General features: G+C 56.7%; 12 protein-coding genes. 7 read left to right on the forward strand and 5 right to left on the reverse strand.

The annotated features are described in order from the left end of the window. Positions 1 to 365 precede the first annotated feature (365 nt). On the forward strand, positions 366 to 1,403 hold the full coding sequence (gene murB, locus AB6T85_RS15935) for a UDP-N-acetylmuramate dehydrogenase (RefSeq protein WP_253457323.1): 1,038 nt from the start codon (positions 366 to 368) through the stop codon (positions 1,401 to 1,403). Continuing rightward, the gene (gene birA / locus AB6T85_RS15940) at positions 1,400 to 2,365 is read left to right on the forward strand and encodes a bifunctional biotin--[acetyl-CoA-carboxylase] ligase/biotin operon repressor BirA (RefSeq protein WP_253457326.1); all 966 of its coding nucleotides are present in this window, start codon (positions 1,400 to 1,402) and stop codon (positions 2,363 to 2,365) included. The genes murB and birA overlap by 4 nt, the downstream gene beginning before the upstream one ends. Before the next feature lie 39 nt (positions 2,366 to 2,404). Here the strand turns inward: birA and AB6T85_RS15945 are convergent, their stop codons facing one another. Continuing rightward, positions 2,405 to 3,226 carry an alpha/beta fold hydrolase gene (locus tag AB6T85_RS15945; RefSeq protein ID WP_301253350.1) on the reverse strand — a complete coding sequence of 274 codons (822 nt, stop codon included), beginning with the start codon at positions 3,224 to 3,226 and terminating at the stop codon, positions 2,405 to 2,407. 298 nt (positions 3,227 to 3,524) lie between these two features. Between AB6T85_RS15945 and AB6T85_RS15950 the strand changes: the two genes are divergently transcribed. Next, a complete protein-coding gene (locus AB6T85_RS15950; protein WP_369896113.1) occupies positions 3,525 to 5,699 on the forward strand; it encodes a TonB-dependent siderophore receptor in 2,175 nt (724 codons plus the stop codon). Between the two features lie 294 nt (positions 5,700 to 5,993). Continuing rightward, a complete protein-coding gene (locus AB6T85_RS15955) occupies positions 5,994 to 8,084 on the forward strand; it encodes a hypothetical protein (RefSeq protein ID WP_369896115.1) in 2,091 nt (696 codons plus the stop codon). Positions 8,085 to 8,126: 42 nt separating this feature from the next. Here AB6T85_RS15955 and gorA read toward each other — a convergent pair whose 3' ends face one another. Further along, positions 8,127 to 9,479, reverse strand: a complete 1,353-nt coding sequence (gene gorA / locus AB6T85_RS15960; protein ID WP_301253347.1) for a glutathione-disulfide reductase — start codon at positions 9,477 to 9,479, stop codon at positions 8,127 to 8,129. A 177-nt stretch (positions 9,480 to 9,656) separates the two neighbouring features. Here gorA and rnz point away from each other — a divergent pair, with 177 nt between their 5' ends. After that, entirely contained in the window at positions 9,657 to 10,571 is a 915-nt protein-coding gene (gene rnz, locus AB6T85_RS15965) for a ribonuclease Z (protein WP_301253346.1), read from the forward strand. 38 nt (positions 10,572 to 10,609) lie between these two features. On the opposite strand, the gene AB6T85_RS15970 is transcribed toward rnz, so the two are convergent. Both AB6T85_RS15970 and AB6T85_RS15975 read right to left on the reverse strand, forming a co-directional pair. Beyond that, positions 10,610 to 11,452: a 23S rRNA (adenine(2030)-N(6))-methyltransferase RlmJ gene (locus AB6T85_RS15970; protein ID WP_369896117.1), complete on the reverse strand. Its 843-nt coding sequence runs from the start codon at positions 11,450 to 11,452 to the stop codon at positions 10,610 to 10,612. A 91-nt stretch (positions 11,453 to 11,543) separates the two neighbouring features. Further along, positions 11,544 to 12,368 (reverse strand): CPBP family intramembrane glutamic endopeptidase, encoded by an 825-nt coding sequence (locus AB6T85_RS15975; protein WP_369896118.1) that lies wholly within the window; start codon positions 12,366 to 12,368, stop codon positions 11,544 to 11,546. Positions 12,369 to 12,549: 181 nt separating this feature from the next. Here AB6T85_RS15975 and prlC point away from each other — a divergent pair, with 181 nt between their 5' ends. Beyond that, a complete protein-coding gene (gene prlC, locus AB6T85_RS15980) occupies positions 12,550 to 14,598 on the forward strand; it encodes an oligopeptidase A (RefSeq protein WP_301253344.1) in 2,049 nt (682 codons plus the stop codon). Then, positions 14,595 to 15,353: a 16S rRNA (guanine(1516)-N(2))-methyltransferase RsmJ gene (gene rsmJ, locus AB6T85_RS15985; protein WP_253457348.1), complete on the forward strand. Its 759-nt coding sequence runs from the start codon at positions 14,595 to 14,597 to the stop codon at positions 15,351 to 15,353. The genes prlC and rsmJ overlap by 4 nt, the downstream gene beginning before the upstream one ends. 63 nt (positions 15,354 to 15,416) lie before the next feature. On the opposite strand, the gene uspA is transcribed toward rsmJ, so the two are convergent. Next, the gene (uspA, locus tag AB6T85_RS15990) at positions 15,417 to 15,854 is read right to left on the reverse strand and encodes a universal stress protein UspA (protein WP_125289982.1); all 438 of its coding nucleotides are present in this window, start codon (positions 15,852 to 15,854) and stop codon (positions 15,417 to 15,419) included. Positions 15,855 to 16,047 lie beyond the last annotated feature (193 nt).

The following is a 16,047-nucleotide window of genomic DNA, read 5'->3' on the forward strand; positions in this document are numbered from 1 at the left end:
GAAAACCCGGATAGCGATCGTAAATACTCAGGCTAACAGAAGGACAGACGTAATCACCCGAGCCAAACGCGTATAAAAGATGCATAAAAGCCCGCCTCGTCCCACTGCCATCAGATTTCAGCCCGCCACCAGGCTTGCTATTCAGCTTTTGACTGTCTTAAACGCCGCTCAACGCTTTTTTTTGCTGCAAAAATATGCGAAAGTAGAGCCAAAAAAGCTTTTTTCCGTCATTATTTTTTCTGCGTGCGCAGCAGTTTTTTGAGCCTGCCCAGACTGGCGTAAGCGCCATTTCGCAGTAAATCCTTCCACGCTTCCACTCTGAAATCGGGTAAACTACGGGCAGATAAATTTGTTAAGGCCGTCTCATGTCCAGCCAGCAGCACTCTTTACAACCTTTCAATACATTTAATCTTGATGTCTCTGCACAAAATATCGTTATTGCTACCACGGCAGAAGCGTTAAGCGCCGCCTGGCAGGAAAGCCAGCGCCAGCAGCGACCGGCACTGTTAATAGGCGAAGGCAGCAATATCCTGTTTTTAAAGGACTTTAACGGTACCGCCATCGTCAATCGTATCAAAGGCATAACGGTAAAAGAGAGCGCGGAAGCCTGGCATCTGCATGTAGGCGCCGGAGAAAACTGGCATCAGCTGGTTCAGTACACGCTGGAAAATGCGCTGCCAGGGCTGGAAAACATGGCGATGATCCCCGGCTGTACGGGATCGGCACCTATTCAGAATATCGGCGCCTATGGCGTCGAGTTAAAAAACGTCTGCGAGTATGTCGATATTCTGCATCTGTCTGATGGTCAGGTCAGCCGCCTTTCTGCGCAGGACTGCCAGTTCGGCTACCGTGACAGTATCTTCAAACACCAATATCAATGCGGCTACGCCATTATCGCCGTAGGTCTGATCCTGCAAAAGCAGTGGTCACCTGTCATCACATACGGCGATTTAAGCAGGCTTTCTTCAGCTACGGTCACGCCACAGCAGATTTTCGACTCGGTATGTGCGATGCGCAGCAGCAAGCTGCCCAATCCTGCCGAAACGGGCAATGCCGGCAGTTTTTTTAAAAATCCGGTGATCGCTGCGGAACAGGCGGCCGCTATTGCGGCAGACTGGCCGGATATGCCGCGCTATCCGCAGGCTGACGGCAGCGTAAAGTTGGCTGCGGGCTGGCTGATCGATCGCTGCGATCTTAAAGGCTATACGGTAGGTGGCGCGGCGGTTCATCAGCATCAGGCGCTGGTCTTGATCAATAAGGATCGGGCAACCAGTGACGATATTGTGGCGCTGGCGCATGAAGTTCGTCAGCGTGTCGGACAGAAATTCAACGTATGGCTCGAACCCGAAGTGCGCTTTATCGGCGCAGAAGGCGAGCAGGATGCCGTCGGAGTCATTGCATGAAAGATCAAACCGTTCCGTTAAAACTTGTCGCCATTCTGGCCGACGGCGAATTTCATTCCGGCGAACAGCTGGGCGAGCGGCTGGGCATGAGCCGTGCCGCCATTAACAAACATATTCAGACGCTCAAAGAGTGGGGCATTGATGTTTTTACCGTAACCGGTAAGGGCTATAGCCTGTCAGGCCCAATCCAGCTGCTGAATGAAGAAACAATCCTCTCACAGCTGGATCAGGGCGGCCTGGCGGTGATCCCGGTGATCGATTCCACCAATCAGTATTTGCTGGACAGAATGGCTACGCTGCAATCCGGCGATGCCTGCGTGGCGGAATATCAACAGGCGGGTCGCGGTCGTCGTGGGCGTCAGTGGTTTTCTCCCTTCGGCTCCAACCTTTATCTCTCTATGTACTGGCGGCTGGAGCAAGGCCCGCTGGCTGCGATGGGGTTAAGTCTGGTTATCGGCATTGTGACGGCGGAAGTCTTACAGGCGCTGGGCGCAAGCGATGTCAGGGTAAAATGGCCGAACGATCTTTACCTGAACGATCGTAAACTCGCTGGCATTCTTGTGGAATTAACGGGAAAAGCGGGGGATGCGGCGAATATCGTGATCGGCACAGGCATAAACCTGGCGATGCGCTCGCCGGATGCGAGCGTAGTTAATCAGGCGTGGATTAACCTGGAGGAAGCGGGTGTCACCATAGACAGAAACAAGCTGGCTGCCAGCCTGGTCAATAATATGCGCGGATCCCTTCAGCTTTTTGAGCGTGAAGGCCTGGCACCTTTTATTGAGCGCTGGAGTAAGCTGGATAATTTCCTGAACCGGCCGGTGAAGCTGCTGATAGGCGACCGCGAGATACCGGGCATCGCCAGAGGCATCGATCAGCAGGGCGGCTTGATCCTGGAGCAGGATGGCATACGCAAATCCTGGGTTGGCGGCGAAATCTCTTTGCGTCCACAGGATAAATAAAAAGGGGCCGTAGCCCCTTATCGTCCTCTCGTGAAAGCGTTAACGGGCTTGCAGGAAAGCCAGCAGATCCTCGTTAAGCTGCTGCTGATGCGTAACGGCGAAGCCATGCGGCGCGCCGTCGTAAATTTTTAGCTGCGCGCCCGTGATGGTTTCGGCGGCCAGCTTGCCGGTTGCCTCAAAAGGCACGACCTGGTCGCTGCTGCCGTGAATAACCAGCGTCGGCACGTCGATCTTCTTCACGTCCGGGCGGAAATCGGTTTCTGAGAAAGCGGTCACGCAGTCGATAGTGCCTTTCAGCGAAGCCAGCAGCGCGATATTCAGCGTCTGCGTTTTTACGCCTTCCGATACCGTCATTCCCTTGTTGAGGCCGTAGAAGGGCGTGGCGAAATCGCTGATAAACTGCGCGCGATCCTTACGTAATCCTGCCTTGATATCGTCAAAAACAGATTTGTCCACGCCTTCCGGATGGTCATCGGTTTTGATAAAAATCGGCGTAACCGCACCCAGCAGCGCCAGGGCGCTAACACGTTCGGTGCCATAGCGGCCAATATAGCGGGTCACGTCGCCGCCGCCCATCGAGAAGCCGACCAGCGTGATATCGTGCAGATCGAGATGTTCGATTAGGTCATTAATATCGGATGCGAAAGTGTCATAGTTATACCCTTCCCATGGCTGATCGGAACGGCCAAAACCACGACGGTCGAAGGCAATAACGCGGTAGCCGCGTTCGGCCAGAAAATTCATCTGGCTGTCCCACATATCGGCATCCAGCGGCCAGCCGTGACTGAACAGAACCGGCTTACCCTTGCCCCAGTCTTTGTAATAAATCTGCGTACCATCCTGCGTCCTGAACGTGCTCATGCGTGTTTCCTCAGCTTATGGTTGGGTTGACTCGTTAACCTTAGCCTCAATTACGCCAGAAAGAGAAAGCAAAATATTTAACAAGCGATGAAATAATGATGGAGATCCGCCTGGCTTAGATAACGCGTAGTCTGACTACTGCTGCTGGCAGTGACGCCCCTGCCATCAAAACCTGTTTTACCCGCTGCTTTGCAAGGAAAAGTAAATTGTGAAGTTCATCCTTTATTATTCAAAAGAGAATAGTTATCGTTATCATGCGCATTTACTAAATCATGATGAATAATCAGGGATATGATTAATGGTTGATACAAAGAGTTTTAAAATCAAGCCGTTGGCGATGGTTATCGCCTGCTTTGCAAGCGGCCCGGCCTGGACGGCTGAAACAGAAGCAGTCAAAGATGACGAGGCGGAAATGGTGGTGACCCGCTCTGCTGAAGAGCAGCTAAAACAGCAGCCGGGCGTTTCTGTCATTACTGCGGAAGATATTGCCAAAGAGCCGCCCGTTAACGATCTTTCCGACATTATCCGCAAGATGCCCGGCGTAAACCTGACCGGCAACAGCGCCACAGGCAGCCGCGGTAACAATCGACAAATCGATATTCGCGGCATGGGGCCGGAAAACACGCTGATCCTGATTGACGGCATACCGACGAGGTCGCGCAATTCTGTGCGCTACAGCTGGCGTGGGGAACGCGATACGCGCGGCGACAGCAACTGGGTGCCGGCAGAGATGGTCGAGCGTATAGAAGTACTGCGCGGGCCAGCGGCGGCGCGCTACGGCTCCGGCGCGGCGGGCGGCGTGATCAATATCATCACCAAACGCCCCACCAACGACTGGCACGGTTCACTGTCGCTGTTTACCAGCCAGCCGGAAAACGACAAGGAAGGCGCCACCAGACGCGCCAACTTCAGCCTGAGCGGCCCGCTGGCGGGCGAAGCGCTGACCGCGCGGCTGTATGGCAATATCAATAAAACCGACGCCGATGCTTACGATATCAATACCGCAGAAAACGGTAGCCACGCGGCGGGTCGGGAAGGGGTACGCAACAAAGATATTAACGCGCAGCTCTCCTGGAAAATGACGCCGACGCAAATTGTCGATTTCGATCTCGGCTACAGCCGCCAGGGCAATATCTATGCGGGCGATACGCAGCACAGTAACGGCAATATCAGCGATCTGGTGCCGACGCTGTACGGCCAGGAAACCAACCGCATGTATCGTCAGACCTATGGCGTTACGCACAATGGCGTCTGGGACTGGGGGCAGTCAAAATTCGGTTTCTACTACGAGAAAACCAACAATACCCGTCTGCATGAAGGCACGACAGGTCGCGTCGAAGGGATGATCGACAGCGAGACTTATGACACCAGCCGTCTGCAAAATTACCGCACCAGCGGCGAAGCAACTATCCCGCTGGAAAAATGGCTGGAGCAAACGCTGACGCTGGGAGCAGAGTGGAACCGCGAAGTGCTGAACGACCCCGCTTCGATGCGCGCTACCAATGCCAGCGGCGTATCGGGCAGCGGCATCACGGACAACCGCAGCGCTAAAAACAGCGCGGAGATGAGCGCGTTTTATCTGGAAGATAACATTGAGCCGGTCGTCGGCACCAACCTGATCCCCGGTTTACGCGTTGACTATCACAGCAAGTTTGGCGCTAACTACAGCCCCAGCCTCAATGCTTCTCAGGCATTAGGTGAACACTTCAAGCTGAAAGCCGGTATCGCGCGTGTATTTAAAGCGCCTAACCTCTATCAGTCCAGCGAAGGCTATTTGCTAAAAACGCGGGGCAACGGCTGCCCGATCGGGATCGACAGCAAATGTTATTTGATGGGCAACGACGATCTGGATCCGGAAATCAGCATCAATAAAGAGGTTGGTCTGGAGTTTGCTAACGCGGGCTATGCGGCAGGCATTACCTATTTCCGTAACGACTACAAAAATAAAATCGTCTCCGGCACGGATTTTATTGGCATAGCTTCGGATGGTTATCATGTTCTGCGCTGGGAAAACGGCGGCAAGGCGCTGGTGGAAGGACTGGAAGGTAACCTGACTATTCCTTTGATCGAAGAAATGCTGGAATGGCGTACCAATGCGACCTATATGATCACTTCGGAAAATAAAGACACCGGCAATCCGCTGTCGATTATTCCTGAATACACCATTAATACAATGCTGGATTATAAGGTGACCAGCAAGCTTTCTACCAACCTGAACTGGACGTTCTACGGCAAGCAAAAACCTCGTCAATACGCTGAAAGTAATACCGAAAATGGTTCACTTTCCGATAAAGAAGTTGCGCCTTACTCTATCGTGGGCGTTGGCGTGAACTATGCCGTAATAAAGGATGTACAGCTGAAAGCGGGCATCAACAACCTGTTCGACAAGCGTATTTATCGTGAAAACGAAGGGGCTTCGACCTATAACGAGCCTGGCCGCGCCTGGTACGCGGGCGTTACGCTTTCGTTTTAAGCACGGATAAAGCCAGCCCCGGCTGGCTTTTATTTCCCTTCGCCGCTGGTGATTGATCGCGTACGCGGCCGCCACATTCGTTTTTTATTTTGAAATTACCTTTTCCCCTGCAGGTCGTTCCCTGCGTAAATATAAGCGTGCCTATACTCCCTTCAATATCCTCAGAAAAAGGCCCTAATCGCCTTACTACCAACGCAGCGGCAGATTTAACAAGGGGCGTCCACTATGGCCAGGCTAAAAGCATTTATTCGTTCCCATCGCTGGCTAACTTTACTGGCAGGATGCTTCATATTATTGGCCCTGACGCTTATCGTCTGCCGTTTATTTAGCGGCATGGCCGCTGAAAAAGTTTTTCCGGATCTGGCGCAGCCGGAAGAGACGGAAGCGCCTTCCACCTTTACCACCTACCGCGCTTCGCTGGCTACGGAAGCGATTCTGGGCGGCCAGGGCACGGGGCTGAACTGCTCCATCCCGAAACTGATGGAAAAAATTGCTTTCAGTCCTGCGGAAGACGGGTCGGCTATTTCTCTGCGCTTTCGTCAGGCCTGCGTGATGCACGACCTCTGTTACCGCCATGGCTATGCGACCTACGGTTATACCCAGGCGGACTGCGACAGCCAGCTCCAGCAGTCCGCCTATCGTTTATGCCGACAGATCAACCGGCAGGGAAACTCTCAGGATCCGCTGTCGGCGTACGCGGCTTGCGAACACGAGGCGAAAGAAGTGCTGCTGGGCGTAACGCTGGGCGGAGCAGGCTCTTTTCACAGCAGAAGAAGCTCGACCTGGTTTGAGTACGATCCGCAGCCGGCCAGGGCCGACGATTACATTGTAGGACGCGCCGTACCCCAGGAAACCGTCAGCGATCCGGGGCGGGATTTTGGCGTTCGCACCTTCTACTTTCGGCGCAACACCGTGAAAATGCGCGTGCTGGCGACGCCGCCGGAAAGCAGCCGCGTCAGCGCGCTGCCTTTTCCCGGCGTGCTGGTGGTCACGCCGCCGATAGTAACGGACAGGCCCTCAGGTGAAGATGCCGCGCTGCCGCCGCTGGTTTCCCTGGCTCGTAACTCCTATAGCGATACCAGCGTTCACCTGATCCCGTTTGCCATCGCCCGGCAGGAAACGCCGCAGAAGTCGAGCCATGCGCTGAGCTTTCCCGGCTGTGCTCAGGATGCCTGTTCGCAGGATGCCGACGCCTCAATCAATAAGCTGGCCGTTATTGATAATCAGCCGGTGCTGGTTTCGTTGACCCATCGCGGCGTACTGAGCAGCAACAAAACCACGGTAAAAATCGAGCAGAACGCGTTTATGCCGGGCGATGTCAGAAAGCCCATGACCGATTACGCGCTGAACGGCCCGTCAACCTCCGTCCACAATCAGTATCGCTTCCTGTCACACGATATGCTGTTTGAACGGGACGACGTCGGCCATATCACTCATGCGCTGGTTTTTGCTCGCGGCGTAGGGGTTTCGGCAGACGGCAGGCAGTTTATTCGCGATGACAGCGGGGAAGATTACGCCACGCGCGTGGCGGTAGCGCGGCAGAGGCTGGGCAACGGCCACACGGGAGAGATCCAGCGCTTCTTTTTAAATGCCGCAGAGACGGATGAGCCGCTATCGTCGGTTCGGTTGGGTAAAGCGCAGGGCACGGCGCTGCTGGCGCTGGCGTGGTCGGCAGCCGATCTGCGGCGGGTAGAGAGCGGAAAACCGGCAAACCATCCGCCGCTGGTCAAAATCTGGCGGCTGCCGCTAAACGGCGCCAGGCCGGATCCGGTACCGCAGGCGCTCAGGGTGCCCGTACCCGTGCCTAACGGCTACATCAGCCTGCCGCCGATTATGGCCCGCCTGAGCACGCAGGAGGCGCCGCTGATGATCCTGACCCGCGTCGCGCCGGATCGCTGGCAGAATGAGAATACCCGTCCGACAGCGGTTATAACCGATACGCTGGCGATCGATTTCGTGATGACATCGCTGCTTACCGAAGCCGACGGAAAAAACCGTTTTGCCAACAGCTACCAGCTGCGCTGCGAAATTAGCCTGGATAAGCAGCTTCAGTCCCCGGAGGCCAGCTCGCTAAGGCAGCGTGCTTATCGCATCCGCTATGGGCGCTATAACCCGACGCTGGAGGCGCAAAACCCTGCCTGGCAGCTTAACGTCGTTAAATCCGATCTGGCCCGTCGCTGGCGGATGAGCCAGCCGATTGTTTCGGAACGGCAGCTTGCTGACGGCCCGGTGATGGCGCTGACAATGGTTTTTAACGGGTTTCCGGCCATGTCTTTTCAGGCGTTGTTAAAGGCGGAAAACGGGCAGCTGCGCTATTTGCCTGCGGACACCCTGCCGCGTTTTATCAACAGCTGCTCGTTAAAGGCGCTGGCAAACGGGCAATAAAAAAGGCCAGCGAAGGCCGGCCTTTTTTTATGGGATGCGCCGTTAGCGCATGGTGACAAACTCTTCCGAGCCGGTTGGGTGGATAGCCACGGTATTGTCGAAGTCTTTCTTGGTCGCGCCCATTTTCAGCGCCACCGCGAAGCCCTGCAGCATTTCATCCATGCCGTAGCCAATGCCGTGGATGCCGACGATCTTCTCATCTTTGCCCACGCAAACCAGCTTCATGCGGCACGGCTGGCGGTGCTGCGTTACGGCGGTATACATAGCGGTAAAGGCGGATTTATAGACCTTCACTTCGTCATCGCCATACTGCTCGCGCGCCTGCGGCTCGCTCAGGCCCACGGTGCCGATAGGCGGATGGCTGAAGACCACGGTCGGCACGTTGCTGTAATCCAGATGCTCGTCCGGCTTGTTGTTAAACAGGCGTTCGGAAAGACGACGACCGGCGGCTACGGCTACCGGCGTCAGCTCGACGGCACCGGTGTTGTCGCCCACGGCGTAGATGCCTTTCACGTTGGTGTTCTGATACTTATCAACGTTGATATAGCCTTTCTCGTTCAGCTCAACGCCGGTCACGCTCAGATTCAGGTTGTCGGTAGCGGGTTCACGACCGATGGCCCAGACCAGACAGTCTACGGTCTGCTCTTTGCCGTTTTCCAGCTGCAGCGTCAGGCTGCCGTCGGCGTTTTTAATCACCGCTTTCGGAATCGATTCGGTATGCAGCGTCGGGCCTTCCGCGTTCATCACTTCCACCAGCGTATCCACAATCAGCGGATCGAAGGTACGCAGCGGCGCGTGTTTACGCACGAACAGGTGAGTTTCAGAGCCTAACGCGTTAACCACGCCTGCGATCTCAACGGCGATATAGCCAGCGCCGACCACGGCAGTGCGTTTTGGCAGCGCGTCCAGGTCAAAGAAACCGTCAGAATCGATACCGTATTCCGCACCCGGAATAGACGGATGGACTGGACGGCCGCCGGTCGCGATCAGAATATGATCCGCCGTGATCTTCTCACCGTTCACTTCCACCGTATGGGCGTCGACAAAACGAGCGAACCCTTTGATGACGTCTACGTTATTTTTGCCCAGCACGTTATCGTACGAGGTATGAATACGGTCGATATAGGCGCTACGGTTCTTAACCAGCGTCGCCCAGTCAAAGCTGTTGACGGTGGTATTAAAGCCGTAGTCAGGGCCATACTGATGAATCGCTTCGGCGATCTGCGCGGCGTGCCACATCACTTTTTTCGGCACGCAGCCGACGTTCACGCAGGTGCCGCCAAGGTCTTTCGCCTCGATCAGCGCGCATTTTTGTCCATACATGGCCGCACGATTAATGGAAGCGATGCCGCCGCTGCCGCCGCCGATAGCAAGGTAGTCATAATGTCTGGTCATCGAAAGAGTTCCATAAGGGTCGAATTAATTGGCACTAGTGTAACGCCTGACGGTCAAATGCCGCAAAGTTTGCGTCTATGATTGTGATAGGGCGGGCGCGTCAGAAGCGCGGATAAACGGCATAAAGCGTGACGTAAATCGCTATTTTTGATTTAAAAACCGGCAAAGAGAGACGGAATGGAACTGCTTTTTTTAGGTACCGGCGCGGGGACGCCAAGCCGCCAGCGCAACGTTACCAGCATCGCTTTAAATTTACAGGGCGTACGCAGCGGCAGCTGGCTGTTTGACTGCGGCGAAGGAACGCAGCATCAGATCCTGCGCAGCGCGGTCAAGCCCGGCAAACTGGAAAAGATTTTTATCACTCACCTGCACGGCGATCATATTTTCGGCCTGCCGGGTCTGCTGACCAGCCGCTCGATGAACGGCATCAGCGAGGGGATCACGCTCTACGGGCCGCCAGGCATCAAAACCTTTGTGGAGATGTCCCTCAGCCTGAGCGGCTCATGGCTGACTTTTCCGCTGGAGATTGTGGAAATCGGCGCCGGAGAGCTTTTCAGCGACGAGCATTTCCGCGTCACGGCCTTTCCGCTGACGCATCCGGTGGAGTGCTACGGCTTTCGCATCGAAGAACATGACAGGCCCGGCACGCTGGACGCGGAACGGCTGCTGGCGGACGGCATCAAGCCCGGACGGCTGTTCCAACAGCTCAAGCTGGGCAAAACGGTCACGATGGAGGATGGGCGCGTAGTGGACGGCAGCCGCTATCTTGGCCCGGCGATTAAAGGGCGGACGCTGGCGATTTTCGGCGACACGGCGCCCACGGCGGCGGCAAGCGCGCTGGCGGCTGAGGCTGACGTCGTGGTGCATGAAGCGACGCTGGAAGCCGCCATGGAGGAGAAAGCCAACGGTCGCGGCCATTCGTCAACGGTGCAGGCGGCCACCATGGCAAAGGACGCGCGGGCGAAAAAGCTGATTATTACCCATCTCAGCTCGCGCTATCTGCGTGAGGATGCGGAACGACTGCTGGCGGAGTGTCGGGCGATTTTTCCGGCTACCGAAATGGCGCACGATTTTGCGCTGTTTCCGCTATAGCTAACGCGGTCGGGCAGCGCCCGACCGGCAGGCCGGGCTTATTCCGGTACGATCCAGCTGACTTTGGTATGGCCGGTGCCCGTTGGCACCAGCCGCTTATGCAGCCACGGCAGCACGTTTTTCATCTGCTGCTCCAGCTTCCACGGCGGGTTAATCACGATCATGCCCGATGCGGTCATGCCACGGCGATCGCTGTCCGGCAGTACCGCCAGTTCGATTTGCAGAATGCGGCGAATGCCCGTCGCTTCCAGCTCGGCAAACATACGTTTGATCTGCTGGCGCAGTACCACCGGATACCACAGGGCGAACACGCCGGTGCCGAAGCGCTTGTGGCCTTCCTGAATGCTTTTCACTACCGCCTGGTAATCCGTTTTGATTTCGTAAGGCGGATCGATCAGCACCAGACCGCGACGCGACGGCGGCGGCAGTTTGGATTTCAGCTGCTGGTAGCCGTCCGCTTTTTCCGTCCGCGCGCGCTCGTCTTTCTGAAACTCATTGCGCAGCAGCGGATAGTCGCTGGGATGCAGCTCGGTCAGGTTCAGCTTGTCGTAAGGGCGCAGCAGATGGCGCGCAATCAATGGCGAGCCGGGATAAAAACGCAGCCTGCCGTTAGGATTAAGCGCTTTCACACAGGAAAGGTAGCTTTCCAGCTCTTCCGGCACGTCGTCCTGCTGCCAGATTCGGGCAATCCCTTCCAGATACTCTCCGGTCCGTTCGGCATGTTCGCTGCCCAGCTGATAGCGTCCGGCGCCCGCGTGAGTATCGAGATAGAGGTAGGGTTTATCCTTCTCGTTAAGCGCGTTAATGATCAGGCTCTGAACGGTATGTTTGAGAACGTCGGCGTGGTTGCCGGCGTGAAAACTGTGGCGATAACTCAGCATGTCGTGGGATTTGTCCGGTGGGAAAAAAGCAAGTGTGCCGCACGAGCGGCACGATTCCTGCCCAGTATAACCGTCTGGCGGAAAAAATGCGCTATCCGGGCTGATGCAGCCAGAAGGGATAGGTAAAAAACAGCAGCTGCAACAGATTAAAAGCAAAATGCACCAGCGTGGAAACCCAGACGCGTCCGCTCCACAGCCAGGCCAGGCCGTAAATCACGCCGGCCAGCGCGGCAAAAAAGACCAGCATCGGCCCGCCTGGGTAATGTACCAGGCCGAACAGCACGGCCGTAATCAGCAGCGCCCACACGTTGCCGAGCCGCTGGCTCAGGCGCTGCTGCACGTAGCCGCGAAACAGCGCTTCTTCGGCCAGCGAAACAAAAAACAGGTTAGCCAGCATAAAAGCGCCGAGCCAGGCCGGCTGATGCAGCTCCACTTGCAGGCCGCCAGCCAGCGTGGCGATCAGCAGCAGCGTGGGCATAGAGAGCAGCAAAACCAGCCACCACAGCCGGTTAGCGGGCGGCGCGGCCGGACGTTTCAGCAGCGTTGGCAGGCAGCCCAGCAGCACAAAGGGGATCAGCGCCTTGTCAAAGTTGTAATAGAAGGTAAAAGGCGCGCTCTCTGGCCCAACCTGCACGCCGGAAACGATGCGCAAATTATTAAAGCCCGGCACAAGATGCAGCATCAGCGCAACCGCACTCAGCAACAGCAAGGCTTCTCCGACCGCGCCCAAAGCGTTTCGCGCCTGCTGCCTGTAACAAAAAAAGGCGACGGCGCCCATTGCCGCCAGCGCGCCGAGCGCCGGTAGCTGCACGGTATGATTGCTGACGCCCACAACCAGCGAGACAGCCAGCAGGGTCAGCGAAACGCGGCGGTAAAAAGGCAGAAAGAACAACGATGCGGCAAGGCAGTACCACATAAAGACGCTCCCTGTGAGTCAACAGAATAAATTGCGGAAAAAGTATGCTCCCGCTGCGCTTTGCAGGCAATTGCCTTTTTTAAGCCCGCCGGTGCCCCATTGATTTTCGCTACACTTAACCTCATGTTAGCTTAATCGCGCGCGGCAACGCGCCCCATACATCGATAACAAGGACTGCGCTATGACCAATCCGTTGCTGACTTCTTTTACGCTTCCGCCTTTTTCCGCTATTAAGCCAGAACACGTGGTGCCAGCCGTAACGACCGCGCTGGAAGAGTGCCGTGCGGCGGTGGAAAAGGCTGTCGCCCAGGGCGCGCCTTATACCTGGGATAACCTGGTGCAGCCGCTGTCAGAAGCCGACGATCGCCTGAGCCGCCTGTTCTCGCCGGTCAGCCATCTGAACTCGGTCAAAAACAGCCCGGAGCTGCGTCAGGCCTATGAGCAAACGCTGCCGCTGCTGTCGGAATACAGCACCTGGGTGGGTCAGCATGAAGGCCTGTATCAGGCTTACCGCAACCTGAAAGAAAACAGCTTTGACGCGCTGAGCGCGCCGCAGAAAAAAGCGGTAGATAACGCGCTGCGCGATTTCGAACTGTCCGGCATCGGCCTGTCGAAAGAGAAGCAGAAGCGCTACGGTGAAATCGCCGCTCGCCTGTCCGAGCTTGGTTCGACCTACAGCAACAACGTGCTCGACGCCACAATGGGCTGGAGCAAGCTGATTACCGACGAAAGCGAGCTGGCCGGAATGCCGGAAAGCGCGCTGGCCGCGGCCAAAGCGCAGGCGGAAGCCAAAGAGCAGGAAGGCTGGCTGCTGACGCTGGATATTCCAAGCTATCTGCCGGTTATGACCTACTGCGACAACCAGGCGCTGCGCGAAGAGATGTATCGCGCCTACTCCACCCGCGCCTCCGATCAGGGGCCGAACGCCGGGAAGTGGGATAACAGCGAAGTGATGGCGGAAACGCTGGCGCTGCGTCATGAGCTGGCGCAGCTGCTGGGCTTCTCTTCCTATGCCGAAAAATCCCTTGCGACCAAAATGGCCGAGAACCCGGCGCAGGTCACCGACTTCCTGACCGATCTGGCGAAGCGCGCCCGTCCGCAGGCGGAAAAAGAGCTGGAGCAGCTGCGCGCCTTCGCGAAAAAAGAGCACGGGATCGACGAGCTGAACCCGTGGGATCTGACCTACTACGGTGAAAAACAGAAGCAGCACCTGTACGCCATCAGCGACGAGCAGCTGCGTCCTTACTTCCCGGAAGAGCGCGCCGTCAACGGCCTGTTCGAAGTCGTTAAGCGTATCTACGGCATTACCGCTAAAGAGCGTAAAGATGTGGATGTTTACCACCCTGACGTGCGCTTCTTCGATTTGTTCGACGAGAGTGGCGAGCTGCGCGGCAGCTTCTATCTGGATCTTTACGCGCGTGAAAACAAACGCGGCGGCGCGTGGATGGACGATTGCGTCGGCCAGATGCGTCGTGCCGACGGCAGCCTGCAAAAACCGGTCGCCTATCTGACCTGTAACTTCAACCGCCCGCTGAACGGCAAGCCGGCGCTCTTTACCCATGATGAAGTCACCACGCTGTTCCACGAGTTTGGTCACGGCCTGCACCACATGCTGACCCGTATCGACACCCCGGGGGTTTCCGGTATCAGCGGCGTGCCGTGGGATGCGGTAGAGCTGCCAAGCCAGTTTATGGAAAACTGGTGCTGGGAGCCGGAGGCGCTGGCCTTTATTTCCGGCCACTATGAAACCGGCGAGCCGCTGCCTCAGGCGCTGCTGGACAAAATGCTGGCGGCGAAAAACTACCAGGCCGCGCTGTTTATCCTGCGCCAGCTGGAGTTCGGCCTGTTCGACTTCCGCCTGCACGCCGAGTTCGATCCGGCGAAGGGCGCGCAGATCCTGGAGATGCTGAAAGAGATTAAAAAGCTGGTGGCCGTGGTGCCAGCCCCGTCATGGGGCCGCTTCCCGCACGCCTTCAGCCATATTTTCGCTGGCGGCTACGCGGCGGGTTACTACAGCTATCTGTGGGCGGACGTGCTGGCGGCGGATGCCTATTCGCGATTTGAAGAAGAGGGCATTTTCAACCGCGAAACGGGCCAGTCTTTCCTGGACAATATCCTGACGCGCGGGGGTTCCGAAGAGCCGATGGCGCTGTTCAAACGCTTCCGTGGCCGCGAGCCGCAGCTGGACGCGATGCTGGCGCACTACGGCATTCAGGAACCTGCTGAGTGAAGATCTGCCTGATTGACGAAACGGGCGCCGGAGACGGCGCCTTATCTGTTTTGGCCGCACGCTGGCAGTTAGAGCACGACGAAGACGCGCCGATGGCGCTGGTGATGACCGACGCCCGTCTGGAGCTGCGCAAACGCGATGAGCCGAAGCTGGGCGGCATTTTTGTGGACTTTGTCGACGGCGCGATGGCGCATCGGCGTCGCTTTGGCGGCGGGCGCGGCGAAGCCGTCGCGAAAGCGGTCGGCGTCAAGGGCAGCTATCTGCCGGTGGTGACTGACGCCACGGCGGGACTGGGACGAGACGCCTTTGTCCTCGCCTCGCTGGGCTGCCGCGTGCAGATGCTGGAAAGGCATCCCGTGGTCGCTGCACTGCTGGACGACGGCCTGCAGCGCGGCTACCGCAACGCGGAAATCGGCGGCTGGTTACGGGAGCGCCTGACGCTGGTGCACGCTTCCAGCCTGGAGGCGCTGGCAGCGATCGGCGAAAAGCCGGACGTGGTTTATCTCGATCCCATGTATCCGCACCGGCAAAAAAGCGCGCTGGTGAAGAAAGAGATGCGCGTGTTTCAGACGCTGGTAGGCGCGGATGACGATGCCGACGGGCTACTGGAACCGGCGCGACGGCTGGCGAAAAAACGCGTGGTGGTCAAGCGGCCCGACTATGCGCCGCCGCTGGCAGGCGTCGCCACGCAGTCCGCCGTGGTCACCAAAAGCCACCGTTTTGATATCTATCCGCCGCTGAACACCGGGCAGTAGCAGGCAGTAAAAAGCCGCTTCCCCTGAACCAGCGGAAGCGGCTTATCGCACGATAAAGAAACCTTAATCCTCTTCTTCATCGCGCAGCGGCACAATCAGCATATCGATATGCACGGTATTAATCAGCTGGCGGGCCGAGGACATCAGCTTGCTCCAGAAATCCTGATGATGGCCGCAAACCACCAGATCCACATCGTAACGTTTGATGGCGTCCACCAGTACCTGACCCAAATCGCCGCTGCCGCTAAGGGTTTCGGAAATCGGGTAGCCAGCGCTGTTTGAAATATCGGAAAGCGCGGAGTGGGTTTCTTCGGAAATCCTTTTTTGCATATCGCCCAGGTTTACGTCGATCAGGCCGGTATAGAGATCGGAGTAATTAACGTCAACGTGGATCAGCGACACTTTGGCGTCGTAAGGGCGGGCCATAGATACCGCTTTTGCCACCAGCAGTTTACTTTCTGGTGAAAGATCCACGGCAATCAGAATGTGTTTGTAAGACATAATGCTACTCCTTCCATTCGGTGCGGCTGCATACATGCAGGCAGTCTGGCATCATAACACATTGAATTAATGCGATGTGGCAGGGTTCCCCGCGCCTGTCGCGACGCGTTTTTTATCTTTACAGTATAGCGAAAAATGTTAACAAATCCCGGTCAGCGCCTCACCTTTGCGAGCGGGATCAAAATGAATCTGC

Source organism: Erwinia aeris (genome assembly GCF_041224955.1).
GTDB lineage: Bacteria > Pseudomonadota > Gammaproteobacteria > Enterobacterales > Enterobacteriaceae > Erwinia > Erwinia aeris.

Excerpts from the sequence above, each read along its gene's own strand:
- rnz (WP_301253346.1), top strand. The coding sequence starts at position 9,657 with ATGGAACTGCTTTTTTTAGGTACCGGCGCGGGGACGCCAAGCCGCCAG.
- uspA (WP_125289982.1), bottom strand. The coding sequence starts at position 15,854 with ATGTCTTACAAACACATTCTGATTGCCGTGGATCTTTCACCAGAAAGT.
- AB6T85_RS15975 (WP_369896118.1), bottom strand. The coding sequence starts at position 12,368 with ATGTGGTACTGCCTTGCCGCATCGTTGTTCTTTCTGCCTTTTTACCGC.
- AB6T85_RS15945 (WP_301253350.1), bottom strand. The coding sequence starts at position 3,226 with ATGAGCACGTTCAGGACGCAGGATGGTACGCAGATTTATTACAAAGAC.
- birA (WP_253457326.1), top strand. The coding sequence starts at position 1,400 with ATGAAAGATCAAACCGTTCCGTTAAAACTTGTCGCCATTCTGGCCGAC.
- murB (WP_253457323.1), top strand. The coding sequence starts at position 366 with ATGTCCAGCCAGCAGCACTCTTTACAACCTTTCAATACATTTAATCTT.
- gorA (WP_301253347.1), bottom strand. The coding sequence starts at position 9,479 with ATGACCAGACATTATGACTACCTTGCTATCGGCGGCGGCAGCGGCGGC.
- prlC (WP_301253344.1), top strand. The coding sequence starts at position 12,550 with ATGACCAATCCGTTGCTGACTTCTTTTACGCTTCCGCCTTTTTCCGCT.
- AB6T85_RS15950 (WP_369896113.1), top strand. The coding sequence starts at position 3,525 with ATGGTTGATACAAAGAGTTTTAAAATCAAGCCGTTGGCGATGGTTATC.
- AB6T85_RS15970 (WP_369896117.1), bottom strand. The coding sequence starts at position 11,452 with ATGCTGAGTTATCGCCACAGTTTTCACGCCGGCAACCACGCCGACGTT.